The organism is Streptomyces sp. NPDC052016, from assembly GCF_044548445.1.
GTDB lineage: Bacteria > Actinomycetota > Actinomycetes > Streptomycetales > Streptomycetaceae > Streptomyces.
Genome location: NZ_JBIUBX010000036.1, coordinates 1 through 24,725, shown reverse-complemented (window position 1 = coordinate 24,725; position 24,725 = coordinate 1). Strand labels below are relative to the sequence as shown.

Sequence of the window (24,725 nt, the reverse complement as noted above, 5' to 3'; positions counted from 1 at the left end):
TCGTACGTCGTTAAGGTGAACCCATGAGCGCACCCTCCCGCTTCGACCGCGGCCACACCGACGACCTCATGTCCTTCCTGGCGGCGAGCCCGTCGCCGTACCACGCGGTGGCGAACGCCGCCCAGCGGCTGGAGAAGGCGGGTTTCCGGCAGGTCTCCGAGACGGACGCCTGGGACGGCACGAGCGGCGGCAAGTACGTGCTGCGCGGAGGCGCGATCGTGGCCTGGTACGTCCCCGAGGGAGCCGCACCGCACACCCCCTTCCGGATCATCGGCGCACACACCGACTCCCCCAACCTGCGCGTCAAGCCGCTGCCCGACACCGGTGCGCACGGCTGGCGCCAGGTCGCCGTGGAGATCTACGGCGGACCGCTGCTCAACTCCTGGCTCGACCGCGACCTCGGACTCGCGGGCCGGCTGACCCTGCGCGACGGCTCCACCCGCCTGGTCGACGTGGCCCGGCCGCTGCTGCGGGTGCCGCAGCTCGCCATCCACCTCGACCGGTCGGTCGGCACCGAGGGCCTCAAGCTCGACAAACAGCGTCACCTCCAGCCCGTCTGGGGACTCGGCAACGACGTCCGCGACGGCGACCTGATCGCCTTCCTGGAGGAGGAGTCCGGACTGCCCGCGGGCGAGGTCACCGGCTGGGACCTGATGACGTACTCCGTCGAGCCGCCCGCCTACCTGGGCCGCGACCAGGAGCTGGTGGCCGGACCCCGCATGGACAACCTGCTGTCCGTGCACTCCGGCACGGCGGCCCTGACGGCCGCGGCCACCGGCGGAGCCGGACTGCCCCACATCCCCGTCCTCGCCGCCTTCGACCACGAGGAGAACGGCTCCCAGTCGGACACCGGCGCGGACGGCCCGCTGCTCGGCAGCGTCCTGGAACGCTCGGTGTTCGCCCGCGGAGGGTCGTACGAGGACCGCGCACGGGCCTTCGCCGGCACCGTCTGCCTCTCCTCCGACACCGGCCACGCCGTCCACCCCAACTACGCGGAGCGGCACGACCCGACGCACCACCCGCGCGTGAACGGCGGCCCCATCCTCAAGGTCAACGTCAACAACCGCTACGCCACCGACGGTTCGGGCCGGGCCGTCTTCGCCGCCGCCTGCGAGAAGGCGGGCGTGCCCTTCCAGTCCTTCGTCTCCAACAACTCCATGCCGTGCGGCACGACGATCGGCCCGATCACCGCGGCCCGGCACGGGATCCGCACCGTGGACATCGGCGTGGCGATCCTGTCGATGCACAGCGCGCGGGAGTTGAGCGGCGCGGACGACCCGTACCTGCTGGCGAACGCGCTGGTGGCGTTCCTGGAGGACTAGGCGACGGCCCGTAAGGGACCACCTCCGCATGGGAGTTGCCCGACGGGGTACCCGGATCCGGACACCGGAACGACCGGTAGACCGACAGGGAGGCGACACTCATGGGCCTCGGCGGGTGCATCATCCTCATCGCCGTGGGAGCCATCCTCACGTTCGCGACCGACTGGGACATGCAGGGGGTCAACCTCGACCTGGTCGGCGTCATCCTGATGATCGTCGGCCTGATCGGCGTGACGACCTTCAGCAGCATCGCCCGGCGCCGTCGGGTGATGGTGCCCCCGGCCTCGACCACCGTGGTCGAGACGGAACGGCACCACCACCGTGACGGGTACAACGACGGCTACGGCGTGTGACCGCTCCCGGGATCAGGCGTCCAGGCCGGCCAGGACCAACGGCAGCCGGTCGGCGCCGCTCTCGGTGAGCACCACCGGAACGCCCCAGTCCTGCTGGTGGACATGGCAGGCCGGGTACTCGTTGGCGGGGTCGTCGTCGCAGGACGCGGCCATCGCCGAGACGTGCAGCACCCCTTCCCGCACCGCCGGGTCGAGCTCCAGCGCGCGCGTCAGCTCGGTGCCGGCGCCCTCACCCGACAGCAGCAGCTCGGGCGGGGTGGAGGAGACCAGCAGACGCGTGGAGGGGCCGTAACGCGTGTCGAGCTTCTGGCCCGCGGGAGCCTCGAAGATGACGTCCAGCCGCAGCCTGCCCGGCGCCACCTCGGTGGCTGCCCGCTGCGTACGGTGGGCCACGGCCTCCACCCGCACCGCCTCCTCCGGCAGACGCAGACGGGTGAGACGGTGCCGGGCCGACTCCACGACCACGATGTCGTCACCGACGAGGACGGCGCCGCTGGGCTCGCGCAGGTCGGTGGCGAGCGTGGTGACCTCGCCCGTCGCCGGGTCGTAGCGGCGCAGGGCGTGGTTGTAGGTGTCGCTCACGGCGACCGACCCGTCGGGCAGCGCGGTGACGCCCAGGGGGTGCTGGAACAGAGCCTGGCCGGCGGCGCCGTCCCGGTGACCGAAGTCGAACAGCCCGGTGCCCACGGCGGTGTGGACCCCGCCCTCGGCGTCGACCCAGCGCAGGGCCGAGGTCTCCGAGTCGGCCAGCCACAGCCGCTCGGGAGTGGCCGCGAGCCCCGACGGCTGCGCGAACCAGGCCTCGGCGGCGGGACCGTCGACCAGGCCCTCGTTGGTCGTGCCGGCCGCCACGGCGACGGTCGCGTCGATCGGGTCGTACGCCCACAACTGGTGCACCCCCGCCATCGCGATCCACACCCTGCCGCCGAACAGGGCCACGTCCCACGGGGAGGAGAGGTCGACCTCCCGGGCCGGCCCCGCGGTCGGCGAGCCCTGCCACCACTGCCTCCCCGTCCCGGCCAGGGTCGTCACCTCACCGGAGACGAGGTCGAGGCGGCGCAGGGCGTGGTTGACGGTGTCGGCGACGACGACGGAGGAGTCGTCCAGCAGCGCCAGCCCCTGCGGCTCGCTGAAGGCTGCCGTGTCCGCCGGTCCGTCGACGAACCCGCGCGTGCCGGAACCGATCCGCCGCACGACGGTCTCCCCGTCGGCGGCCAGCTCCACCAGCTGGTGCCGGGTGGTGTCGCTGACCAGGAAGGTCCCCTCCGGCAACAGGACCGCCTTGCCCGGGAACCGCAGCGCGGTCGGCTCCGGCTCCGGCGCCACGTACGGCCCGTCCCCGCGCCGCAGAGTCCCCTTCGCCTCGTGCTCCGCCTCCAGCTCGCTCACCAGCCGCTCGATGGCGTGCACATGCCCCTCACCGGCGTGCTGCGCGACGACGTACCCCTCGGGGTCGACTACGACCAGCGTCGGCCACGCGCGCACGGCGTACTGCTTCCACGTGGCGAGCTCGGGGTCGTCCAGGACCGGGTGCTCGACGCCGTAGCGCTCGACGGCGTCGACGACCGCGTCGTGCTCCGCCTCGTGCACGAACTTCGGCGAGTGCACGCCGATGACGACGACCGTGTCGCGGTGCTTCTCCTCCAGCTCGCGGAGCTCGTCGAGGACGTGCAGACAGTTGATGCAGCAGAATGTCCAAAAATCAACAATAACGCACTTGCCTCGCAGCTCGGCGAGGGTGAGCTCCTCGCCTCCGGTGTTCAGCCAGCCGCCCTTGCCGATCAGCTCGGGGGCTCGAACGCGGGCACGGCGGGGGGTCGGGGCCGGGGAGGAGTCGTTCATGGCGTCCAGGGTGCCACTCCGGTGCGGGGGCACGCGTCCGTCCCCCGCGCCGGGAGTGCGGCCCCGGGGGCGACGGGTCACGGCAGGGCGTGGCCCGTCGTCTCGTCCACGTGCGCCGGCACGTCGTCGTGGCGGTCGCCGACCGTGGAGGTGCCGGTCGGCTCGATGACGAGGATCTGGGTGGGGACGGGTGCGTAGGGCTTGTGCTCGGTGCCGCGCGGGACCGTGAACACGCTGCCCCGGGGCAGGACGACCGTGCGCTCGCCGGCCGGCTCGCGCAGGCCGATGTGCAGCTCGCCCTCCAGCACCAGGAAGAACTCGTCGGTGTGGTCGTGGGCGTGCCAGAGGTGCTCCCCCTCGACCTTGGCGACGCGGACGTCGTAGTCGTTGACGGTGGTGACGATGCGGGGGCTCCACTGCTCGGCGAAGGAGGCGAGGGCGGCGGACAGGACTACGGGTTCGTCGGTCATGGCGTCATCGTCGGCCGTGGCGCGGGGGCCGCGCGAGTGCTAGGAATCGCATATGCCGCAAGGATCCTCTCACCGTCCGCACCGGGTCGCCGTGATCGTCGACGAGGGCACCAACCCCTTCGAGGTCGGGGTCGCCACCGAGTTGTTCGGGCTGCCCCGCCCGGAGCTGGGACGGCCGGTGCCGCTCTACGAGGTGGTGCTGTGCACGCCCACGCGCGCGGTGCGGATGAACCACGGCTTCTTCGCGATGACCGGAACGGCCGGCCTCGACGCCGTCGACACGGCGGACACGCTCGTCGTGCCGGGCCGGCCCGACAACGTCGTCCCGCGCGGCGACGACGTCCTGGACGCCATCCGCCGCACCCACGCGCGGGGGGCGCGCGTGATGAGTTTCTGCACGGGTACCTTCGCGCTCGCCGAGGCAGGGCTGCTGGACGGTCGGCGCGCCACCACGCACTGGATGTGGACCGACTCCTTCCGTGCGCTGCATCCGAGGGTGCGGCTCGAGCCCGACGTACTCTTCGTCGACGAGGGCGGCCTGCTGACCGCCGCGGGCAGTGCGGCCGCCCTCGACCTGGGTCTGCACGTCGTACGCCGTGACCACGGCGCCGAGGTCGCCAACGCCGTCTCCCGGCGGCTGGTGTTCGCCGCGCACCGCGACGGCGGGCAGCGGCAGTTCGTGGAGCGGCCGCTGCCGGAGGTGCCGGACGAGTCGCTCGCCCCGCTGCTGGCTTGGGCGCAGGAGCGGCTGGGGGAGCCGCTGACGGTGGCGGACCTCGCGGCCCGCGCGGCCGTGTCGCCGGCGACGCTGCACCGGCGCTTCCGCGCGCAGCTCGGCACGACCCCGCTGGCCTGGCTGACCGGAGAGCGGGTGGCCCTCGCCTGCCGGCTGATCGAGCGCGGGGAGGAGCGGCTCGACCTGGTGGCGGCACGCAGCGGCCTGGGAACCGCCGCCAACCTGCGGGCGCGGCTGCGTCGGGAGACGGGACTCAGCCCGTCGGCCTACCGGCGGCGTTTCGGACCGGCCGCCGGGGAAGCGCTGACCGTATGAGATTCCTCGTACGCGACCGGCTCCTCGCCTTCGGTGACGACTACTGGATCGAGGACGACCGCGGCAACAGGGTGTACCTCGTCGACGGCAAGGCGATCCGGCTGCGGGACACCTTCGAGCTGAAGGACGTCCACGGGCAGGTCCTGGTCGACATCCACCAGAAGATGTTCGCCCTGCGCGACACGATGGTGATCGAGCGGGACGGCGAGCCCTTGGCGACGATCCGCCGCAAGCGGCTCTCCCTGCTGCGCAACCACTACCGGGTCGCCTTGGCGGACGGCCGCACCGTGCTCGACGTCAGCGGCAAGATCCTCGACCGCGAGTTCGCGATCGAGTACGACGGTGAGCTGCTGGCCGTCGTCTCCCGGCGGTGGCTGCACGTGCGGGAGACGTACGGCGTCGACGTCGTGCGGGAGGACGCGGATCCGGCGCTGCTGATCGCGGTGACGGTGTGCGTGATCCACCTGGTGGAGAAGGAGCGGGAGGACTGAGCCCGGGCGGGGGCACGGGCCCGGGCCCGGGCCGGGGGCGCGGGCCGGGGGCGCGGGCCGGAGGCGCGGGCCGGGGGTTGGGGCACGGGCCCCGGGCCGGGGGCACGGGTACCGGGCCGGGGGCACGGGTACCGGGCCGGGGGCACGGGTACCGGGCCGGGGGCGCGGGCCCCGGGCTGAGGGACGGGCCGGGGGCGCGGCGGCACGCGGCGCGGCGGCGCGGCGGCGCGGCGGCGCGGCGGCTCAGCACCGCGGCGGCTCAGCGGTGCAGCGGCGCAGCGGTGCGGCGGCGTGCGGCGCTCAGCGGCGCGGCGGCTCCAGCCCCAGCACCCGGTCCTTCAGGGCCGGGAACTGCTCTCGGGTCGTCGCCACCTTCGCCGGGTCGAACTCCACCGTGAGGACCTCCTCGCCGGGGCCGGCCTCCGCGAGCACCTCGCCCCATGGATCGACCACGATCGAGTGACCCGCCTGGGGAACTCCCGCGTGCGTCCCGGCCGTTCCACACGCGAGCACGAACGCCTGGTTCTCGACCGCCCGCGCCTGGGCCAGCAGCGTCCAGTGCGCCCGGCGGCGCTCCGGCCAGCCCGCCGGAATCACCAGGGTCTCGGCGCCGGCGTCGACGAGGCCGCGGAAGAGTTCGGGGAAGCGGAGGTCGTAGCAGGTGGCCACACCGACGGTCGTCTCGGGGAGCCGTACGGTCACCAGTTCGCGCCCCGCGCCCATCAGCACGGCCTCGCCCTTGTCGAAGCCGAAGCGGTGGATCTTGCGGTAGGCGGCGGCCAGGTCGCCGGAGGGGGAGAAGACGAGAGAGGTGTTGTAGAGGGGGCCGTCGGGGTCCCGTTCGGGGATCGAGCCCGCGTGCAGCCACACGCCCGCGTCGCTCGCGGCCTTGGCCATCGCCTCGTGAGTGGGGCCTTCCAGCGGCTCGGCCTCGCCGGCGAAGTCCTCGTAGGCGAACGCCCCGGTGGTCCACAGCTCCGGCAGCACGACGAGGTCGGCGGCCCCGCTCTGTTCGCGCACCAGCGAGGCGACCCGCGCCCGCCGCGCTTCGACCGATTCGCCCTCTTCCACGGCGATCTGGATCAGAGAGGCGCGCACACTACCACCGTCCTGGCATTCGAGTCGTCCACACGGGCCTACGATCGTCACACGAAAGCACTGCCGGGGTGCCTCACAGCAGCGTAACTTAGCGTTTCAAGACACCCGCCGACAGCCACTCCCGCTGGCAAACGCCGCCACTATCTGCCCGCCCGTGTACCGACCGCCGAGGGGTCCCGTTCCGTGAGTCTGCATCCCACCCTCCAGCCCTACGCCGACGCCTGGACCCACTCCATCGAAGCGATATCCGAGCTGGTGCAGCCGCTGGTGGAGGCGGACTGGAACCGCCGTACCCCGTGCCCCGGATGGTCGGTGCGCGACATCGTGTCGCACGTCATCGGACTGGACTGCGAGATGTACGGGGATCCGCGGCCCATCCACTCCCTCCCCCGCGACCTCTTCCACGTCGCCACCGACCTCCAGCGCTACATGGAGATACAGGTCGACGTCCGCCGTCACCACACGGCGCCGGAGATGACGTCCGAGCTGGAGTACACGATCATCCGGCGCAACCGCCAGCTGCGGAACGAGTCGCGCGGCCCGGCCACCAAGGTGCGCGGCCCCCTCGGCACCGAGCTCACCCTCGAGCAGTCCATGCGCAACCACGCGTTCAACGTGTGGGTGCACGAGCAGGATCTGCGGGCCGCCCTCGGCCGCCCCGGCAACCTCGACTCCCCCGGCGCGCACATCACCCGTGACGTGCTCCTCGCCGAACTCCCCGCCGTCGTGGCCGACAAGGCGAACGCGCCGCGCAGTTCGGCCATCGTCTTCGACGTGCACGGGCCCGTCGAGTTCCTGCGCACGATCCGCGTCGACATCCAGGGGCGCGGCACCCTCGAGACGGCTCCCGCCCTCGGGCCCGCGGCCGCCTTCTCCCTCGACTGGGAGACGTACGTCCGCCTGGCCTGCGGCCGGGTGACCCCGGAGGCGGTCGCGGACCGGGTGAAGGCTGAGGGGGAGCCGGAGCTGATCGCGGCGATCCTGCGGAACTTCCCGGTGACGCAGTAGTACGCGGCAGGAAGCGGCAGTACACGGGACGGGCCCGTCGTGACGATCACGACGGGCCCGTCCCGTTGCCCGGAGGTAGGCCGGCGTCAGCCGAGCCTGGCGAAGCCGTAGTTCAGCAGCTTCGTCGCGTCCGCGGAGCGCGTGGTGGCGTTGGTGGAGGCCAGCACCGTGCCCACGACGGTCTTGCCGTTGCGGGTGGCGGCGAAGACGAGGCAGTACTTCGCCTGCGCGCCGGAGCCGGTCTTCACGCCGATGGTGCCGCTGTAGCTGCTCAGCAGCGTGTTGGTGTTGGTCCACGCCGCCATGGTGCGGGTGGTGCCGGTCTTGGTGATCGTCTTGGCCGTGTACGACTTGGTCTTGACGATCGTGCGGAATATCGAGCTCTTCAGCGCGTTGCTGCCGAGCTTCGTGAGGTCCTTGGCCGTGGAGTAGTTGGCGCCGTTGCTGATGCCGTCGAACGAGTCGAAGCGCGTGTTCGTCATGCCCAGCGCCTTCGCCGTGTTGTTCATCTTGGCGATGAAGTTCTTGACGCGCGCGGACCGGGTCGAGCCGGAGCCGAACTTGTCGGCGAGCGCGTAGGCGGCGTCGCAGCCCGACGGCAGCATCAGCCCGTAGAGCAGCTGACGCACCGTGACCTTGTCACCGACGATCAGGCGCGCGGACGAGGCGCCCTTCGACACGATGTAGTCGCTGTACGCCTTCTGGATGGTGACCTTGGCGTCCAGGTTCAGGCCCGGCTGCGAGAGCACGACCTTGGCGGTCATGATCTTCGTGGTGGAGCCGGTGCTCAGCCGGGTGTTCGCACCCTTGGCGTACAGCTGCGCGCTGTTCGCGTTGTTCATCACGTAGCCGGTCTTGGCGGCGATGGTGGGCGTGGCAACGGCTTGTGCGGGCGCCGCGGTGAGGGCACCGGTGGCGAGCATCGCGCCGGTCGTGATGGCGACGGCTGCGGCTCTGCGGGTCCGGATGCCCTTGATGGCGGTTATCAACTGAAATACCCCGATTACGTCGAATGCCCCTGCGATGCGGCCGAGTTCAAGGGGAAAGTAGGTGGGACCGCATGTGTGTGACACGTAAGTAGCACAGAAAGTTGTGCGCTTGCTGCGAGCGTTTTTCGCCAACCCCGCCCGTCCCCCTTCCGGGGATCCTCGCCCTCCCGGGCGTCCTCCACCGTCCGCATGATGGACACGGCCCCGCATGCGTACGTGTTGTATCTATCCTGTGGACATGCCATCCGCCCCTCCAGCCACCCTCAAGCAGCCGCCCGCCGCCGACCGTGTCTACGCCCACGTCAAACAGGGCGTCCTCGACCGCAGCTACGAAGGCGGCACGCTACTCACCGAAGGCGAACTCGCCGAGGCCGTCGGGGTCTCCCGCACACCGGTGCGGGAGGCGCTGCTGCGCCTGGAGGTGGAGGGGCTGATCAAGCTGTACCCGAAGAAGGGAGCGCTGGTCCTGCCGGTCTCCGCGCAGGAGATCGCGGACGTCGTGGAGACCCGGCTGCTGGTGGAGGAGCACGCGGCGCGCAAGGCCGTGCCCGCGCCGCCGGGACTCATCGAACGGCTGGAGGAACTGCTCGCGCGCCAGAAGGAACAGGCCGCCGCCGGCGACCTGGCCGGGGCCGCCGTCACCGACCGCTGCTTCCACGCCGAGATCGTCCGCAGCGGCGGGAACGAGATCCTGTCGCGGCTGTACGACCAGCTGCGCGACCGTCAGCTTCGGATGGGCGTCGCCGTCCTGCACTCCCACCCGGACCGGATCGCCAAGACCCTGTTGGAGCACGAGGAGATCCTGGAGGCGCTGCGCTCCGGGGACGCGGAGGCGGCCGTCGGGATCGTCCACCGGCACGTCGGCTGGTTCTCGCACCTGGCGCGGGGTGAGGTCCGATGAGCCCGACGCGGCCGGCCGGCAACTCCACCCTTCCGGGTGACCCGCCGGGTGGACGGCGTGCGATCGCCGTCTGGGGGATCGGCGTCTCCGTCTACTTCGTCGCCGTCATCTTCCGGACCTCCCTCGGAGTGGCCGGCCTCGACGCCGCCGACCGCTTCCATGTGAACGCCTCCGCGCTGTCCACCTTCACGATCCTCCAGCTGCTGGTGTACGCGGGCATGCAGATACCGGTCGGTCTGCTGGTGGACCGGCTCGGCACCAAGAAGGTGCTGGGCATCGGCGTCGTGCTCTTCACGGCCGGGCAGCTCGGGTTCGCGTTCTCGCCGTCGTACGGCATGGCGCTCGCCTCACGGGCGCTGCTGGGGTGCGGGGACGCGATGACCTTCATCAGCGTGCTGCGGCTCGGGACGCGCTGGTTCCCGGCGCGGCGCGGGCCGCTGGTCGCGCAGTGCGCGGGGCTGGCGGGGATGGCGGGCAACCTCGTGTCCACGCTGGTCCTGGCCCGGTTGCTGCACGGCGTGGGATGGACGGCGGCGTTCGCGGGGAGCGCCCTCGCGGGGGTCGTCGTGCTGGTGCTGCTGGTGCTGTTCCTCAAGGACCACCCCGAGGGGTACGAGCCCGCGCCCTTCCCCCACCAGGGGGCCGCGTACGTGCGCCGGCAGATCGCCGCGTCCTGGCGGGAGCCGGGGACACGGCTGGGGCTCTGGGTGCACTTCACCACCCAGTTCCCGGCGATGGTGTTCCTGCTGCTGTGGGGACTGCCCTTCCTCGTCGAGGCGCAGGGCCTCAGCCGGGCCACCGCCGGGGAACTGCTCACCCTCGTCGTCCTGTCCAACATGGTCGTCGGCCTCGTGTACGGGCAGGTCGTCGCCCGGCACCACGGTGCGCGGCTGCCGCTCGCGCTCGGGACCGTGGGCGCGACCGCGCTGCTGTGGGCGGCGACGCTGGCGTACCCCGGCGGGCGCGCTCCGATGTGGCTGCTGGTGGTGCTGTGCACCGTCCTCGGGGCCTGCGGGCCCGCCTCGATGATCGGCTTCGACTTCGCACGGCCTGCGAACCCGCCCGAGCGTCAGGGGACCGCCTCCGGGATCACCAACATGGGTGGTTTCGTCGCCTCCATGACGACGCTCTTCGCGATCGGCGTACTGCTGGACGCGACCGGGGACGACTACCGGGTCGCCTTCTCCGCGGTGTTCGTGCTGCAGGCGATCGGGGTGAGTCAGATCCTGCGGCTGCGCAGGCGGGCGGCCCGGCGGGAGCGGGAGCGGTTGATCGCGAGCCGGGTGTCGTCCGTGCACGTGCCCGTCTAGGAGGGGTCGGTGCGGGCGTCGCCGGGGCTCCCCCGGCTTCCCCGACTCGGCCCTGAACGGGCCCCGTCCCGCAAGCCGCGTCCTCGTTGCGGCCTCGTCCCGAACCGCGCCGGAGGGGGCGCCCCGGCCGGGCCGCATCACCCGGACCGGCGCCATGAGCCCCCGCCCGCTGCCGAAACCCGGTTGCCCGCACGGGCGTTCGACCTCTACCGTCGGGGCCATCGACGTGTAGCTCAACAGCAGAGCGCCGGGCTGCAGACCCGGAGGGAGCGGGGGCGGCACCCGCCACGTCGGCTGGACGACGTGTAGCTCAGCAGCAGAGCGCCGGGCTCGGGACCCGGAGGGCACGGGGGCGGAACCCGTCACGTCGGCTTATGAACCACGACGCTGACCAGCAGCACCTCGCAGAGGCGAACCCTGGCTACGCGTCCGGCCAACTGGCCAGGGCGCTCGCTACCGCCCGTACCCACCAGGACCCCGACACCCGCCGCCGTGCCCAGGACAAGAGCCGCGCCTGGCGCGCCGTCCTCGCCGGCATGGCCAACGGACTGCTCGCGATCGGCTCCCGGACCCCCGTCGCCGGGCTGCCCGCCTGGGTGACCCCCGAGGTCGTCCGCGGCGGCTTCGCCACCGGCGAGGCCCTCGCCGGCGGGCCCCTGCGCCCGTACGAGACCGAGGTCGCGCGGCGGGCCGGCATCCCGGAGGACCGGCGGGCCCTGTTCGCGTACTGGCTGTCCGAGGACGGACTGGGCCGGCTCTACGACCTGCTGGACAGCGGACGCTACGAGGTGACCGTCCCCGAGGAGGCCGCCCTGCTCACCGTGGCCTGGCTCGCCAGGGCCGGGGAGACGCAGGCCGCCGTGGCCCTCGTCGAGGAGCTGGTCCCGTTCGCGGACCGTCTGCGTTTCTCGCCGCCGCCCGCCGACCGTCCCGCCCCAGACGCCGCCGCGGTCCACCGCCGTACCGTCGGCGACGCCTGGCACGACCTGGACCGGCGCCTCCCCAGCCGGGCCGTGGAGACACAGCGGGAGGCGCTCGCCGTCTGGCAGCCGTTCGGCGACGAACTGCTCGCGCACTGGCTGGAGACGGCCGAGGACGGGCAGGTCCTGGCGCGCACCCCCGACGCCGGCTGGCACGAGCGCGGCGAGGAGCTGCTGCGCCGCTACCGCGACCTCGCCCGTCGGCACACGTACTGCACCAAGCACCTCAACCCCAAGCAGAACCTGGCGATCCTGCGGGGCGCCCTGGAGGAGACCCTGGCGGGCCGCCCGCTGGACGCGCGCCGGGTCGGGCTGCTGCGGCACGCGGTCACGTCCATGGTGCGGCGGCGCGGGCGGCCCGGGTCCCCGGAGCTGACCGCGCTGCGCCGGGAGCAGGCCGCGCAGGCGGCGCTGCCCTCGCACCACGCCCTGGCCCAGCTCGTGCTGCGCAGGCTGTCCGGGCTGCCGCTGGAGGAGGGCGTCGGCGAGGTCGAGCCGCTCCTCGCCCCGGTGAGCGAGGAGGAGGCGCGGGAGACGGGGCTGCCCGCGGGGGCGGCGATCCCGCACGCTCTGCGACGGCCCGTCGAGGCCGCGCTGAGCGCGCCCATCGGCACGCTGGTGGAGCGCGGTCTCGTGCCGTCGGCGGAAGTGCTGGCCGAGCTGGTCCCGCAGCTCGTCGCCGCCACCACGGCGCAGGCCTACCGGGACGAGTCCCTGCGCACCCTGGCCGCCGCCCACTACCGCGCCTTCCGCAACCGCCGCTCGCTGCTCCTGCTCGACCTGGAGCGGCAGGTGCGGGTGGAGGAGCTGCCGTGGGTGAAGGCCGTGGCGGGGTGGCGCTCCGACACCGAGGCGGGGGAGGTGTCCGCCCTCGCGCTGCGGCGGCTCGGCGAGCTGGCGGTGCAGGCCTTCCCGGGCACGATGCTGCCCAACCCGCTCGTCCGCGAACTGTCCGTGCTGGCGCGCCAGGCCGACCTGGGCGCTCCCCTGGTCGAGGAGCTGGCCGCGGACATCTTCATGGGCACGTTCACCCCGAAGTTCCTCGCCGCGGCTCGCGTCGCCGCCGAACTCCTCGGCGGCGGCTCGCTCTACGAGCGTTACTACGCCATCGACTACCGGGCCCTGCGCAACCTGGCGATCGCCGAGGCCGGCGAGGCGCAGACCCGGACGATCCGTCCCCGGACCTCGCCCGCGTTCGCGAAGCTGTGCGCCGAACGGGCCGGGGCCTCCTCGTCCCGCGCCCGCTGGGGCTTCGGCTCGGTGGCCGCGAACGGCACGGTGATCGAGCAGGCGCAGATCCTCACCACGCACAACCTGGCCACCCTGGTCCACCGCGTGGGCATCGCCCCCGCCACGGGCTGGGAGGACCTGGCCCGCCGCAGCTTCGACACCGTCTGCCGCCTGACCGCACGCGTCCACGGCAACCCGCGTCCGCTGTCCACCGTCAAGGACGCGGCCTACGCCTGGCGGCAGATGCTGTTCCACCTGTCCCTGTGCACCCCGCGGGAGCAGGCCCGCACCCTGGACTGGCTGTCCGAGGAGCTCACCCGCCGCCCCGGCCATGTGGCGGCCCGCCTCGCCCCCGCCCTCACCGGCCTGCGCCAGGTCGCGCGGGGCGGCTCGCCGGAGGACGGCGAGGGCCGACGGCTCCTGGGGTGGACCACCGGCGGCCACTGGATGCTGGACACGACGAGGCCGGCCAGGTGACCCGGTGGACGCGTGAGGACGGCGCGTGGCGATGGGACGCCTGTCCGGCCACCGGCTGACCACGGCTGCGCCTGCTCGTCGGCCGGGCCGAGGGAGCGGAGACACCGCGCCCGGCCCAGGAGCCACGCCCTGTTCGGCAGGTGCGTGGCTCCTTCAGGGCGAAGCGGCTCCCGCGGGTGACCGGGTCGCCGAGGTCGCCTCGGGGGTCATCCCCAGGTGATCAGCCTCTTCGGCTGTTCCAGGATGGCCGCCACGTCCGCCAGGACCTTGGAGCCCAGCTCGCCGTCCACCAGGCGGTGGTCGAAGCTGAGCGCCAGCGTGGTGACCTGACGCGGCTTCACCTTCCCCTTGTGCACCCACGGCTGGAGCTTGATCGCGCCGACCGCGAGGATCGCGGACTCGCCGGGGTTGAGGATCGGCGTGCCGGTGTCGACGCCGAAGACCCCGACGTTGGTGATGGTGACCGTGCCGCCCTGCATGGCCGCCGGGGAGGTCTTGCCCTCCCTCGCGGTCGCCACCAACTCGCCCAGGGCCTCGGCGAGCTGCGGCAGCGTCTTGTCGTGGGCGTCCTTGATGTTCGGCACGATCAGACCGCGCGGGGTCGCGGCCGCGATGCCCAGGTTCACGTAGTGCTTGCGCACGATCTCCTGGTTGGCCTCGTCCCAGGAGGCGTTGACCTCCGGGTTGCGCTTGATCGCGACCAGCAGGGCCTTGGCGATCAGCAGGAGCGGGTTGACCCGCAGCCCCTGCATGTCCTTGTCCTGCTTGAGCTCCTCGACCAGCTTCAGCGTGCGCGTGACGTCGACCGTCACGAACTCGGTGACGTGCGGCGCCGTGAACGCCGACCCCACCATCGCCTGCGCTGTCGCCTTGCGGACCCCCTTGATCGGGACGCGGGTCTCACGAACCGCGTCGTAGGTGACCGCGGGTGCCGGAGCGGCGGTGGGTGCCGGCGCCGCGGTGCCCGTCGGGACGGCGGCCGGGCCCGGCTGCGGCGCCGCCGGCTGTGCGGGGGCCTGCACCGGGGACGCCGCCGCGTGGACGTCCTCGCGCGTGATGATGCCGTCGGGGCCGGACGGGACCACCGTCGCGAGGTCCACGCCCAGGTCCTTGGCCAGCTTGCGCACGGGCGGTTTGGCGAGCGGGCGGGGCCTCTCGGTCAGGGCGGACAGACCGGGGGCCGGCGCGGGGTGCGCCGCCGTACCGTGCCCGTTCAGCTCCGCCTGGACGGCCGCGGTCACGGCCGACTCCTGGGCCGGGATCTCCGCCGCCTTGCGCGGCCGGCGCTTGGTGGAGGAGGCGGCCACGCCGTACCCGACGAGGACCGGCTGGCGGCCGGAACCCTCCGCCTCGGGCTCGGCGGGCTTCTGCTCCGCGGCGGCGGCCGGCGCCGGCGTACCGGCGGGCGCGGCGGAGCCCGCCACGTCCACCGCGATGATCGCCGTGCCCACGTCCACCGTGGTCCCCTCGGGGAAGTGGAGGGCGCGGACCACACCGTCGTAGGGGATGGGCAGCTCGACGGCGGCCTTGGCGGTCTCGACCTCGCACACCACCTGCCCGTCCGTCACCGTGTCCCCGGGCTGGACGTACCACTTGAGGATCTCGGCCTCGGTGAGTCCCTCGCCCACGTCGGGCATCTTGAACTCGCGTACGGACGCTTCCGTCATCGTCGTCACGACCCTCTCCTCAGTACGCCAGGGCACGGTCGACGGCGTCGAGTACCCGGTCCAGGCCCGGCAGGTACTCCTCCTCGAGGCGGGCCGGCGGGTACGGGGCGTGGTAGCCGCCGACCCGGAGCACCGGGGCCTCCAGGTGGTAGAAGCAGCGCTCCGTGATCCGGGCGGCGATCTCCGCGCCCGAGCCGAAGAACACCGGCGCCTCGTGGACGACGACCAGACGGCGGGTCTTCTCCACGGAGGCCTGGATGGAGTCGAAGTCGAGCGGGGAGACCGAGCGCAGGTCCAGGACCTCGAGGTTCCTGCCCTCCTCGGCGGCCGCGGCGGCGACCTCCTGGCAGAGCTTCACCATCGGGCCGTAGGCGACCAGGGTCAGGTCGGTGCCCTCGCGGACGACCTGCGCCTTGTGCAGCGGGCCGGGGATGGCCTCGGTGTCGACCTCGCCCTTGTCCCAGTAGCGCCGCTTCGGCTCGAAGAAGATCACCGGGTCGTCGCTCTGGATGGCCTGCTGCATCATCCAGTAGGCGTCGCCGGCGTTCGACGGGGAGACGATCTTCAGGCCCGACACGTGCGCGAAGAGCGCCTCGGGGGACTCCGAGTGGTGCTCCACGGCGCCGATGCCGCCGCCGTAGGGGATGCGGACGACGACCGGGAGCTTGACCTTGCCCAGCGAGCGGGCGTGCATCTTCGCGAGCTGCGTGACGATCTGGTCGTAGGCCGGGAAGACGAAGCCGTCGAACTGGATCTCCACCACCGGGCGGTAGCCGCGCAGGGCGAGGCCGATCGCGGTGCCCACGATGCCGGACTCGGCGAGCGGGGTGTCGATGACCCGGGACTCCCCGAAGTCCTTCTGCAGGCCGTCCGTCACCCGGAACACGCCGCCGAGCTTGCCGACGTCCTCGCCCATGATGAGGACCTTGGGGTCGGACTCCAGGGCGTGGCGCAGCGACTCGTTGATCGCCTTGGCGAGTGCCATCTTCTCGGCCATCTCAGTTTCCCCCCTCTGCGTCCGCGAACGACGCCTGGTAGGCGGCGAACTGGGCCCGCTCCTCGTCGACGAGCGCGTGCCCGTCCGCGTACACGTTCTCGAAGATGGCGAAGTGGTCCGGGTCGGGCATGGCACGGACCGCTTCGCGCACTCGCCTGCCCAACGCCTCGCTCTCGGCCTCGAGTTCCGCGAAGAATCCCTCGTCCGTGTGGTTTGAGGCCTCCAGGTACCGGCGGAGGCGCAGGATCGGGTCCTTCGCCTCCCAGGCGGCGCGCTCGTCGTCGTGCCGGTAGCGGGTGGGATCGTCGGAGGTGGTGTGGGCACCCATGCGGTACGTGTACGCCTCGACGAGGGTCGGCCCCTCGCCCCTGCGGGCCCGCTCCAGGGCCCACTTGGTGACCGCGAGACAGGCGAGGACGTCGTTGCCGTCGACGCGGACGCCCGGGAAGCCGTAGCCCTGTGCACGCTGGTAGAGCGGGACGCGGGTCTGCTTCTCGGTCGGCTCGGAGATCGCCCACTGGTTGTTCTGGCAGAAGAACACCACCGGGGCGTTGTAGACCGCGGAGAAGGTGAACGATTCGGCCACGTCGCCCTGGCTGGAGGCGCCGTCGCCGAAGTAGGCGATGACCGCCGAGTCCGCGCCGTCCTTGGCGACGCCCATGGCGTAGCCGGTGGCGTGCAGCGTCTGGGAGCCGATGACGATCGTGTAGAGGTGGAAGTTGTTGCCGTTGGGGTCCCAGCCGCCGTTGTTGACGCCGCGGAACATGCCCAGCAGGTTGGTCGGGTCGACGCCGCGGCACCAGGCGACGCCGTGTTCGCGGTAGGTCGGGAAGACGTAGTCGTCGTCGCGCAGGGCGCGGCCGGAGCCGATCTGGGCGGCCTCCTGGCCGAGCAGCGAGGCCCACAGGCCCAGCTCGCCCTGACGCTGCAGGGAGGTGGCCTCGGCGTCGAAGCGGCGGGTGAGCACCATGTCGCGGTACAGGCCGCGCAGCTCCTCGGGGGTGACGTCGGCGACGTACGGGTCGTACTCGGCGTCGTTCACGCGTTCGCCCTCGGGCGTGAGCAGCTGGACGAGCTGGTGCTCGCCGCCCTGCTTCGCGGTGGCGCGGCTGGTGCGGGTGGTGCGGTTCGCGCCGGCGGCGCGCTTGGTGCCGGTGGCCTTGGCCGCCGCGGCGCGGGTGGTGCCGGCCGCCGCCTCGGTGCCGGTGGCGCCGGCCTTGCTTCCGGCGCTGCGTCGCGGCTTGCGCGCGGCAGTGCTCTCCACGGTCACGTGTGCTCCTCCGTCGGTCCGGCCCCCGGGGTTGCCGGGAACCAGTGCGGCTCACCTGTTTCCGGCACCCGTGCACGGGGTGGGTGCCACTCGGCCGGAACAGGCGTGACAGGTGCCCCGGCGAGCGCCCTGCAAGATTTCACGTTACCCAGTGCGCGACATTTCTGTGAAACCCCATCTGACCTGCGTTTTTGCTTGGATTTCCAAGTAAATAGGCAAAGTCCGAAAGGCGCCTGGTCACAGCCTTGCAGGAGGCCGGAGCTACGGCACGTTATCCCGCTGACCCAGGTCACGGGAAGGGTTTGGCTGCGAATGCGCCGACGGTACGCAAGGACGGACGAATCGTGATGTTTCACCCGGTCGGCCCCTTCTTCGGTGGACCGCTCCACGCCCGGGACGGACCCCAGGACGACCGCCGGAGATCACTTGTGACGCCTGGTGACTGTGTGTGACAACGCCCAGCTCACGGGCCCCTGCACGTGCCCTAGCATCGGCGCGTGCCGCGCTCCTGTGTACCACCCTCTGTGCCCCACGCGCCCCCTCTGGGCGCCCTGCTCCGCCGATACGCCGCCGGCTCCGCCGTCGCCTGCGAGCCCGTCGACCAAGGGCTGCTGAACCGCGGCTACCGGCTGCGCACGACCCGCGGCCGCTACTTCCTCAAGCACCACTTCGACCCGGACACCGCCGACCCGTCCTCGATCGTCCGCCAGCACCGGGCCACCCAGCGCCTGGCCGACCTCGGCGTCCCCGTGGCGCCCCCGCTGCCCGGCCGCGACGGACGCACGGTCGCCGTCGTCGGCGGCCACGCCTACGCCCTGCACCCCTGGATCGACGGCCGCCACCGCCACGGCGCCCAGCTCACCCCCGGCGAGTGCGGCCGGCTGGGGGCGCTGCTGGGCGTCGTCCACGCGAGCCTGGAGCGCGTGATGCCCGCCCACGCGCGGGCGCGCGCCACCCCCACCGAGAGCCCCGCCCCCTCCGACACCTTCGCGCTGATCGACGACCTCCTCGCGCGCGTGCGCCGCCACCGCCCCGCCGACTCCTTCGACGAACTGGCCCGCCACCGGCTGCTGGAACGGCGCACCCTGCTGGAACGGCACGCCGACCGGCGCCCGCCGCGCAGCGGCCCGGCCGGCTGGGTCCACGGGGACTTCCACCCCTTCAACCTGCTCTACCGCGACGACGCCCCCGCCGCCATCGTCGACTGGGACCGGCTCGGCGTGCAGCCCCGCGCGGAGGAGGCCGTCCGCGCCGCCGCCATCTTCTTCGTCCGGCCCGACGGCACCCTCGACCTGCCCAGGGCACGGGCGTACGCGCGCGCGTACCGGCGCACGGCCGGGGCCGCACCGTCCGAACTCGCGGCGGCCGTGCACCGCGTGTGGTGGGAGCGCCTCAACGACTTCTGGATGCTGCGCTGGCACTACGAGCGCGGCGACACCCGCGCCGACTCCCAGTTCCCGGCGGCCTCCGCCCTCGCCGTGTGGTGGACGCGGGAGTACGACGCGGTCCGCGACGCCTTCACGGACTGAGGCGGGATCCCGGGCCGGGGGCGGCAGGCGGCCGTCGAAGGCGAGCACGCGCGCGTGAAGCCCGGTTCAGGCTCCTCGCGCGCGTGCGCTGTGCGGTGCGGCCGGTCAGGAGTCCCCTTCCTCGCCGCCGCTCGTGAGTCCGGAGACGGTGCCCCCGTCGGTCGTGCCACCGTCGTTCGTGCCGCCGTCCGTGGTGCCCGGGTCGCTCGTCGCGGGGTCACTCGGCTCCTGGGACGACTCCGTCTCGCTCGGCTGGTCCGACGGCTCGTCGGACGGCTCACTGCTGTAGCTGGGGGACGGCGTGTACGAGGGCTCGTACGACGGAGTCCAGTCGGGACCGGAGTTCGAGCCGGAGCTGCCGTCCGAGGTGTCCTCCGTGGAGTCGTCGGTCGGCGAGTCGCTCGGGGACGCGCTGGCCTTGTCGTCCGTCGCGGACGGCGTGGCGCTCGGCGACTGCGTGGTCTCCGAGCCGCCGCCCTTGGAACCGGCGTTGTTCAGCGCGAGCGCGACGCCTGCGGCGATGGCGATCACCGCCAGGACGGCGAGGACCCACAGCTTGCCGCGGCCGCTGCCCTTGTTCCCGTGGCCCTCGAAGCCGCCCTCGTCACCGCCGCCGTAGCCGGCGGGCAGGAGCGGCTGCGGGATCTGCGAGGTGCTGGAGCCGTCGGCGCCGTGCGGCATCACCGACGTGCTCGCGAAGCCCGCCGCGGCGGCGCCCGCACCGGCGGCCGCGTCGACCGGCCCGGTGTTCCAGGTGCCCGTGTGGCCGCCCTGGTCGTACAGCATCTGCAGGGCGTACTGGACCAGGCCGCGCATCTCCTCCGCGGTCTGGAAACGGTCGTCGGGCTCCTTGGCGAGGGACCGCATGACGAGGCCGTCGAGTTCCGGCGGGCACGCCCCGTCCGAGGTCCGCGACGGCGGCACCGGGATGTCCTGGACGTGCTGGTAGACCACCGACAGCGGGGTCTCGCCCGTGAACGGCGGGCGCAGCGCGAGCAGTTCGTACAGCAGGCAGCCCGTGGCGTACAGGTCGGAACGGTGGTCCACGGCCTTGCCGAGGGCCTGCTCCGGCGAGAGGTACTGCGGGGTGCCCATGACCATGCCGGTCTGCGTCATCGTCGTGGACGCGCCGTGCAGGGCACGGGCGATGCCGAAGTCCATCACCTTCACCGCGCCGTTGTGCGTGATGATGACGTTCGCCGGCTTGATGTCGCGGTGCACGATGCCGTGCTGGTGCGAGTAGGCCAGCGCCTCCAGGACGCCGGACGTGATGATGAGTGCCTGCTCGGGGCCCGGCGCCTCGGCGTTGAGCAGCAGGTCGCGGATGGTCCGTCCCTCGACCAGCTCCATCACGATGTACGGCACGCTCTGGCCGCCCACGACGTCCTCGCCGGAGTCGTACACGGCGACGATCGCGTGGTGGTTGAGGCCGGCCACCGACTGGGCCTCGCGCGTGAAGCGGGCCTTGGACACCGGGTCCTCGGCGAGGTCGGCGCGCAACAGCTTGACCGCGACGGTGCGTCCGAGACGCACGTCCTCGGCGGCGAACACCTCCGCCATGCCGCCCCGGCCGAGTCTGCCGGTCAGCCGGTACCGGCCGTCCCCGACAAGCCCGCCGTTACCCCACATCTCCGGCGCATCTGACATACCGCCGCCAGTCGCCTCGGGGTCGGACGGGCCCTGAGCGCGCTGCTGTGCCATCAGTCCTCGCCGTCGTTTCTGCCCGCGGTGCGCGCGGTGTTGTTACGGTCTCCGTCGGCCACGCTACAGCCTCCGCGCAAACCTCCGGTCCGGGACGAGTCCGGAGGCCGGCCCGAGACGGACCGGTCATCAAACCCGTACCCCGGGCCGGCGTGCAAATTCTGTGCGCCCGCCGTACGACCCCTGTAACGCTTCCGCGACGCTTCTTTCGCGTACGGTCACGGAACGGGCACCGAGCTTGACGTGTCAGTGGCCTGGGGCAGACTTGGCCGGGAATAGCACTTTCGATTAATGGCGAGCCACGGCAAGCGACAGGCGCCTGAGGCCTTACGGGGGACGCAGAAGATGAGCCAGGACGGCGCACAGGGCCGGTTCGCGGGGCGGGCACTCGCCGGCGGCCGCTATCAGCTGCGCGACTTGCTCGGCGAGGGCGGCATGGCCTCGGTGCACCTCGCGTACGACTCCGTGCTCGACCGCCAGGTCGCGATCAAGACGCTCCACACCGAACTCGGCCGCGAGCAGGCCTTCCGCGAGCGTTTCCGGCGCGAGGCCCAGGCCGTGGCGAAGCTCACGCACACCAACATCGTCTCCGTCTTCGACACCGGCGAGGACGACGTCGACGGCATGACGACGCCGTACATCGTCATGGAGTACATCGAGGGCCGCCCGCTCGGCTCGGTGCTCGACGAGGACGTGCGGCAGCAGGGCGCGATGCCCGCCGACAAGGCGCTGAAGATCACAGCGGACGTGCTGGCCGCGCTGGAGATCAGTCACGAGATGGGCCTGGTCCACCGCGACATCAAGCCCGGCAACGTGATGATGACCAAGCGCGGCGTCGTCAAGGTGATGGACTTCGGCATCGCGCGCGCGATGCAGTCCGGCGTCACCTCGATGACACAGACCGGCATGGTCGTCGGCACCCCGCAGTACCTCTCGCCCGAACAGGCCCTGGGCCGTGGCGTGGACGCCCGCTCCGACCTGTACTCGGTCGGCATCATGCTGTTCCAACTGGTCACCGGGCGGCTGCCGTTCGACGCCGACTCGCCGCTGGCGATCGCGTACGCGCACGTGCAGGAGGAGCCGGTGGCTCCGTCCTCCGTCAACCGGTCGCTGCCGCCGGCCGTCGACGCGCTCGTCGCCCGCGCGCTGAAGAAGAACCCGAACGAGCGCTTCCCCACCGCCGTCGCCATGCGCGACGAGTGCCTGCGCGTCGCGGCCTCCTTCCAGGCCGCCCCGCCGAGCATCGTCCCCGGCGCCCAGACGTCGAGCGGCGCGGGTGTCGGCTCCGCGGTCTTCCCGCCGGTCGGCCAGAACACGCCGGGACCCCAGGGCAACGTCCAGACGCCCTACCCGCCGACCCCGGCCCCGAACAACCCGTACGGCACCCCGGCGCCCTCGACGCCGGCCCCGTCGTACGGCTACCCGCAGCAGGGCGGCGGCTACCGGACGCCCGCTCCGGCGTACGGCCACCAGCAGGGGCCGCACACCCCGCCCGCGTACAACCTCACCCCGCAGCCGGCCACGTCCGTGCCCTCCGGCGGCGGACGCAAGAGCAACAAGCCGGTGATCATCGGCTCGACGATCGTCGCCGTCGTGGCGGTGGGCGCCCTGCTCGGGACGCTGATGTCGAACGGCGGCAGCGAGGACGACAAGGGCGGCGGAACCGCCAGCCCGACCGCGACGGCGACGAAGGCGGCCGGCTACCGCGGTCCGGACACGTCCAAGACGATCGACGCGACCGAGTGCTCCGAGCCGCAGGAGTCGTACAACGACCCCTCCAAGATCCGCGTGCCGGACTTCAAGTTCAAGTACATCAAGTCGGTCAAGGAGTGCTTCCAGGCCGCCGGTTGGACGATGAAGGTCAAGGACTACAACGAGAACACCTACGGCGAGGGCGCGGTCATGGACCAGTTCCCGTCCGCCGGCACGGACGTCGACCCGAAGGACATGCCCGAGATCGAGCTGAGCGTGTCGACGGGCAACCCGCCGTCCTGACGCACGAGCACGCAGAAGGGCCCGGCGCCGGTCGCCGGGCCCTTTCTTCTTGCGGTCGGGACGTACGGTCCGCCCCGAAGGGGCAGGGGCCCCGAGACCCGAGAGGTTCGGGAGCTCAGGGCCCAGTGGGGTTCGAGGTCCGGGGGCGCAGGCGCCTGGAGGCACGGGCCGCCAGACGCCTGGAGGCACGGGCCGCCAGACGCCTAGAGGTACGGGCCGCCCGAACGGCCGCCCGCGCGTGGCTCGTCGGCGCCGTCGTGGCCGCCCACGCCCGGCGGCAGGGCGCGGCGCATCTGCTCCAACTGGGCGCGCGCGGCCATCTGCTGGGCGAACAGGGTGGTCTGGATGCCGTGGAAGAGACCCTCCAGCCAGCCGACCAACTGAGCCTGCGCGATCCGCAGCTCCGCGTCGCTCGGGGTCGTGTCGTCGTTGAACGGCAGCGAGAGCCGCTCCAACTCCTCTACCAGCTCCGGCGCCAGGCCGTCCTCGAGCTCCTTCACGGAGCTCGCGTGGATCTCCTTGAGCCGGGCCCGGCTGGCCTCGTCCAGAGGAGCCGCGCGCACCTCCTCCAGCAACTGCTTGATCATGCTGCCGATGCGCATGACCTTCGCCGGCTGCTCGACCTGTTCCGTCACCGGGGTCTCACGGGAGTCCTCGTCTGCGTCGATGCCGCCGAGTGCCATGCCGTCCTGGCCTACGACCAGGATTTTCTGGGCGTTCTCCGGCGACCTTTCGTTCCTCGGCATCTCCATGCCGCCATTCTCTCGCACCCCTACACCTCATCATCGTGGTGCCCCCTGTGGAGGGTGATCCACCGTTTCGGCCCCGTATTCCGTTCGGAGCAGTCCGACGTGCGACGGGCGCGCCCCGGCGTGACGCTTGTGGCTACTTCATCTCTGTCGGCTGAACACCGGGAGGGGGTCACGAACGTGACTCCATGGCGGTGGGGGTTGTGCGGGACGGGGGCGGGCCTGGCGTTGGCCCTCGGGCTGCCGTTCGGGGGAGTTGCGTCGTACGCCACCGTCCCTGCGTACGCCGGCGCCCCGCCGTACGCCACTGCCCCGCCGTACGCCACCGTCCCTGCGTACGTCACTGTCCCGCCCCACGTCACTGTCGCGCCGCGGGTCACCGTCCCACCGCGCGCCACCGCGTCGCCGCGCGCCACCGTCCCACCGCGCGCCACCGCGTCGCCGCGCGCCACCGTCCCACCGCGCGCCACCGCGTCGCCGCGCGTCACCGTCCCACCGCGCGCCACCGCGTCGCCCCACGGCCCCGTCCCGTCGCGCGCCACCGTCCCGCCGCGCGTCACCGCCCCGTCGTACGCCGCCGTGTCGGCGCCCGTGTCCCCCTCCGCGTCCCCGAGCGAGCCCGACCGGGCCGGGAGCCGGGCCGGGGAAGGACGGGTGCGGCCGGGCCGGAGCAGGGCGGCGGAGGAGTTCGACGACCGGCACGAGGAGCGGGACGACTCGGTCGCGCCCGAGGACGGGGACGTCGCCGAGGAGCCCGACGAGGACCCCGGCGCCGGGACCGAGCCGCCCCGTGGGGCCGGCCTGACCCCCACCGCGTCGCCGCAGGCGGTCACCACCGAGGAGCAGCCCGTCGGGCGCGTGCTGCGGATCCTGCCCCTCGGCAGCGGCTTGGTCCTCATCGGCCTGGGTCTGGGTCTCGCCTTCCTCGGCCTGCGGTTGCGGGCGAGCGGCCGCGGCTAGGGGGTGTCCGCGAAGTCGCGTCGTCCGCCCGGAGGGCGGGGCCTGCGGCGTCTGGTGCGTGTTCTCGGCGTGCCGGGCGGGCGCCCGCGTACTGGTCGTACTCGGGTGTTCGCCGGGTGCGGCGAGAGTGCGTGCCGGGCGTCGCGGGCCAGGCGAGACTTTGCGGACATCCTCTAGCTTGATCTTTAACCTGTGCGGCGGGGTCGTGGGGTCGTTGACTTCTTGGTTCGCTGTTTCGTAGTGCCTGGTTTGCGGACTGTGTGCACGTCGTGGCGCGGGGCGGGCCGGGTGTTCTTTCGTCCGGGTGGTCGTCCCGGGCCGGGGCGGGAGGGTTT

The 24,725-nt window shown here is 72.5% G+C and carries 20 protein-coding genes and 2 tRNA genes; 13 read left to right on the top strand and 9 right to left on the bottom strand.

Going from position 1 to position 24,725, the window contains the following annotated elements; all coding sequences use genetic code 11:
- The first annotated feature begins 23 nt into the window (after positions 1-23).
- Together ACIHAR_RS35300 and ACIHAR_RS35295 are read left to right on the top strand one after the other, a co-directional pair.
- On the top strand, positions 24-1,322 hold the full coding sequence (locus tag ACIHAR_RS35300) for a M18 family aminopeptidase (protein WP_388751508.1): 1,299 nt from the start codon (positions 24-26) through the stop codon (positions 1,320-1,322).
- Positions 1,323-1,423: 101 nt separating this feature from the next.
- A complete protein-coding gene (locus tag ACIHAR_RS35295) occupies positions 1,424-1,675 on the top strand; it encodes a DUF6458 family protein (protein ID WP_365463038.1) in 252 nt (83 codons plus the stop codon).
- Between the two features lie 12 nt (positions 1,676-1,687).
- On the opposite strand, the gene ACIHAR_RS35290 is transcribed toward ACIHAR_RS35295, so the two are convergent.
- Together ACIHAR_RS35290 and ACIHAR_RS35285 are read right to left on the bottom strand one after the other, a co-directional pair.
- On the bottom strand, positions 1,688-3,517 hold the full coding sequence (locus ACIHAR_RS35290) for an NHL domain-containing thioredoxin family protein (protein ID WP_400023293.1): 1,830 nt from the start codon (positions 3,515-3,517) through the stop codon (positions 1,688-1,690).
- A gap of 77 nt (positions 3,518-3,594) precedes the next feature.
- Positions 3,595-3,987: a cupin domain-containing protein gene (locus tag ACIHAR_RS35285; RefSeq protein ID WP_365463032.1), complete on the bottom strand. Its 393-nt coding sequence runs from the start codon at positions 3,985-3,987 to the stop codon at positions 3,595-3,597.
- 52 nt (positions 3,988-4,039) lie between these two features.
- Here ACIHAR_RS35285 and ACIHAR_RS35280 point away from each other — a divergent pair, with 52 nt between their 5' ends.
- Both ACIHAR_RS35280 and ACIHAR_RS35275 read left to right on the top strand, forming a co-directional pair.
- Positions 4,040-5,038, top strand: a complete 999-nt coding sequence (locus tag ACIHAR_RS35280) for a helix-turn-helix domain-containing protein (RefSeq protein ID WP_365463029.1) — start codon at positions 4,040-4,042, stop codon at positions 5,036-5,038.
- Positions 5,035-5,529, top strand: coding sequence for an LURP-one-related/scramblase family protein (locus ACIHAR_RS35275; protein ID WP_400023292.1), 495 nt, complete (start codon positions 5,035-5,037; stop codon positions 5,527-5,529). Before ACIHAR_RS35280 ends, ACIHAR_RS35275 begins: the two co-directional genes overlap by 4 nt.
- 300 nt (positions 5,530-5,829) lie before the next feature.
- Here the strand turns inward: ACIHAR_RS35275 and ACIHAR_RS35270 are convergent, their stop codons facing one another.
- On the bottom strand, positions 5,830-6,627 hold the full coding sequence (locus tag ACIHAR_RS35270; RefSeq protein WP_365463023.1) for a carbon-nitrogen family hydrolase: 798 nt from the start codon (positions 6,625-6,627) through the stop codon (positions 5,830-5,832).
- Between the two features lie 183 nt (positions 6,628-6,810).
- Between ACIHAR_RS35270 and ACIHAR_RS35265 the strand changes: the two genes are divergently transcribed.
- Entirely contained in the window at positions 6,811-7,635 is an 825-nt protein-coding gene (locus ACIHAR_RS35265; RefSeq protein WP_365463020.1) for a maleylpyruvate isomerase family mycothiol-dependent enzyme, read from the top strand.
- 86 nt (positions 7,636-7,721) lie between these two features.
- Here ACIHAR_RS35265 and ACIHAR_RS35260 read toward each other — a convergent pair whose 3' ends face one another.
- Complete coding sequence (locus ACIHAR_RS35260; protein WP_365463017.1) at positions 7,722-8,624, bottom strand: D-alanyl-D-alanine carboxypeptidase; 903 nt, start codon at positions 8,622-8,624, stop codon at positions 7,722-7,724.
- A gap of 238 nt (positions 8,625-8,862) precedes the next feature.
- On the opposite strand from ACIHAR_RS35260, the gene ACIHAR_RS35255 reads away from it, so the two are divergent.
- From ACIHAR_RS35255 to ACIHAR_RS35235, 5 genes are all read left to right on the top strand, one after another.
- Entirely contained in the window at positions 8,863-9,525 is a 663-nt protein-coding gene (locus ACIHAR_RS35255) for a GntR family transcriptional regulator (protein WP_365463014.1), read from the top strand.
- Positions 9,522-10,835, top strand: coding sequence for a nitrate/nitrite transporter (locus tag ACIHAR_RS35250; RefSeq protein WP_400023289.1), 1,314 nt, complete (start codon positions 9,522-9,524; stop codon positions 10,833-10,835). The genes ACIHAR_RS35255 and ACIHAR_RS35250 overlap by 4 nt, the downstream gene beginning before the upstream one ends.
- A gap of 222 nt (positions 10,836-11,057) precedes the next feature.
- Positions 11,058-11,129: transfer RNA gene (locus ACIHAR_RS35245), tRNA-Cys, on the top strand.
- Between the two features lie 5 nt (positions 11,130-11,134).
- Positions 11,135-11,206, top strand: a tRNA-Pro gene (locus ACIHAR_RS35240).
- Between the two features lie 3 nt (positions 11,207-11,209).
- On the top strand, positions 11,210-13,522 hold the full coding sequence (locus ACIHAR_RS35235; protein ID WP_400023288.1) for a hypothetical protein: 2,313 nt from the start codon (positions 11,210-11,212) through the stop codon (positions 13,520-13,522).
- Between the two features lie 206 nt (positions 13,523-13,728).
- Here the strand turns inward: ACIHAR_RS35235 and ACIHAR_RS35230 are convergent, their stop codons facing one another.
- Genes ACIHAR_RS35230 through pdhA form a run of 3 tightly spaced genes read right to left on the bottom strand, consistent with a single transcriptional unit; the run spans position 13,729 to position 17,456 of the window.
- A complete protein-coding gene (locus ACIHAR_RS35230; protein ID WP_365463005.1) occupies positions 13,729-15,198 on the bottom strand; it encodes a dihydrolipoamide acetyltransferase family protein in 1,470 nt (489 codons plus the stop codon).
- 10 nt (positions 15,199-15,208) lie between these two features.
- Complete coding sequence (locus ACIHAR_RS35225; protein ID WP_384657905.1) at positions 15,209-16,186, bottom strand: alpha-ketoacid dehydrogenase subunit beta; 978 nt, start codon at positions 16,184-16,186, stop codon at positions 15,209-15,211.
- A gap of 1 nt (position 16,187) precedes the next feature.
- The gene (pdhA, locus tag ACIHAR_RS35220; RefSeq protein WP_365463000.1) at positions 16,188-17,456 is read right to left on the bottom strand and encodes a pyruvate dehydrogenase (acetyl-transferring) E1 component subunit alpha; all 1,269 of its coding nucleotides are present in this window, start codon (positions 17,454-17,456) and stop codon (positions 16,188-16,190) included.
- A 524-nt stretch (positions 17,457-17,980) separates the two neighbouring features.
- On the opposite strand from pdhA, the gene ACIHAR_RS35215 reads away from it, so the two are divergent.
- Positions 17,981-18,985 (top strand): phosphotransferase, encoded by a 1,005-nt coding sequence (locus ACIHAR_RS35215; RefSeq protein ID WP_400023287.1) that lies wholly within the window; start codon positions 17,981-17,983, stop codon positions 18,983-18,985.
- 105 nt (positions 18,986-19,090) lie between these two features.
- On the opposite strand, the gene ACIHAR_RS35210 is transcribed toward ACIHAR_RS35215, so the two are convergent.
- Positions 19,091-20,689, bottom strand: coding sequence for a protein kinase (locus tag ACIHAR_RS35210; RefSeq protein ID WP_365463061.1), 1,599 nt, complete (start codon positions 20,687-20,689; stop codon positions 19,091-19,093).
- 342 nt (positions 20,690-21,031) lie between these two features.
- Here ACIHAR_RS35210 and ACIHAR_RS35205 point away from each other — a divergent pair, with 342 nt between their 5' ends.
- Positions 21,032-22,681, top strand: coding sequence for a protein kinase (locus tag ACIHAR_RS35205; RefSeq protein WP_365462994.1), 1,650 nt, complete (start codon positions 21,032-21,034; stop codon positions 22,679-22,681).
- Positions 22,682-22,884: 203 nt separating this feature from the next.
- On the opposite strand, the gene ACIHAR_RS35200 is transcribed toward ACIHAR_RS35205, so the two are convergent.
- Positions 22,885-23,433 carry a bacterial proteasome activator family protein gene (locus tag ACIHAR_RS35200; protein WP_365462991.1) on the bottom strand — a complete coding sequence of 183 codons (549 nt, stop codon included), beginning with the start codon at positions 23,431-23,433 and terminating at the stop codon, positions 22,885-22,887.
- 177 nt (positions 23,434-23,610) lie between these two features.
- Here ACIHAR_RS35200 and ACIHAR_RS35195 point away from each other — a divergent pair, with 177 nt between their 5' ends.
- Entirely contained in the window at positions 23,611-24,390 is a 780-nt protein-coding gene (locus ACIHAR_RS35195; RefSeq protein WP_400023285.1) for a hypothetical protein, read from the top strand.
- Positions 24,391-24,725 lie beyond the last annotated feature (335 nt).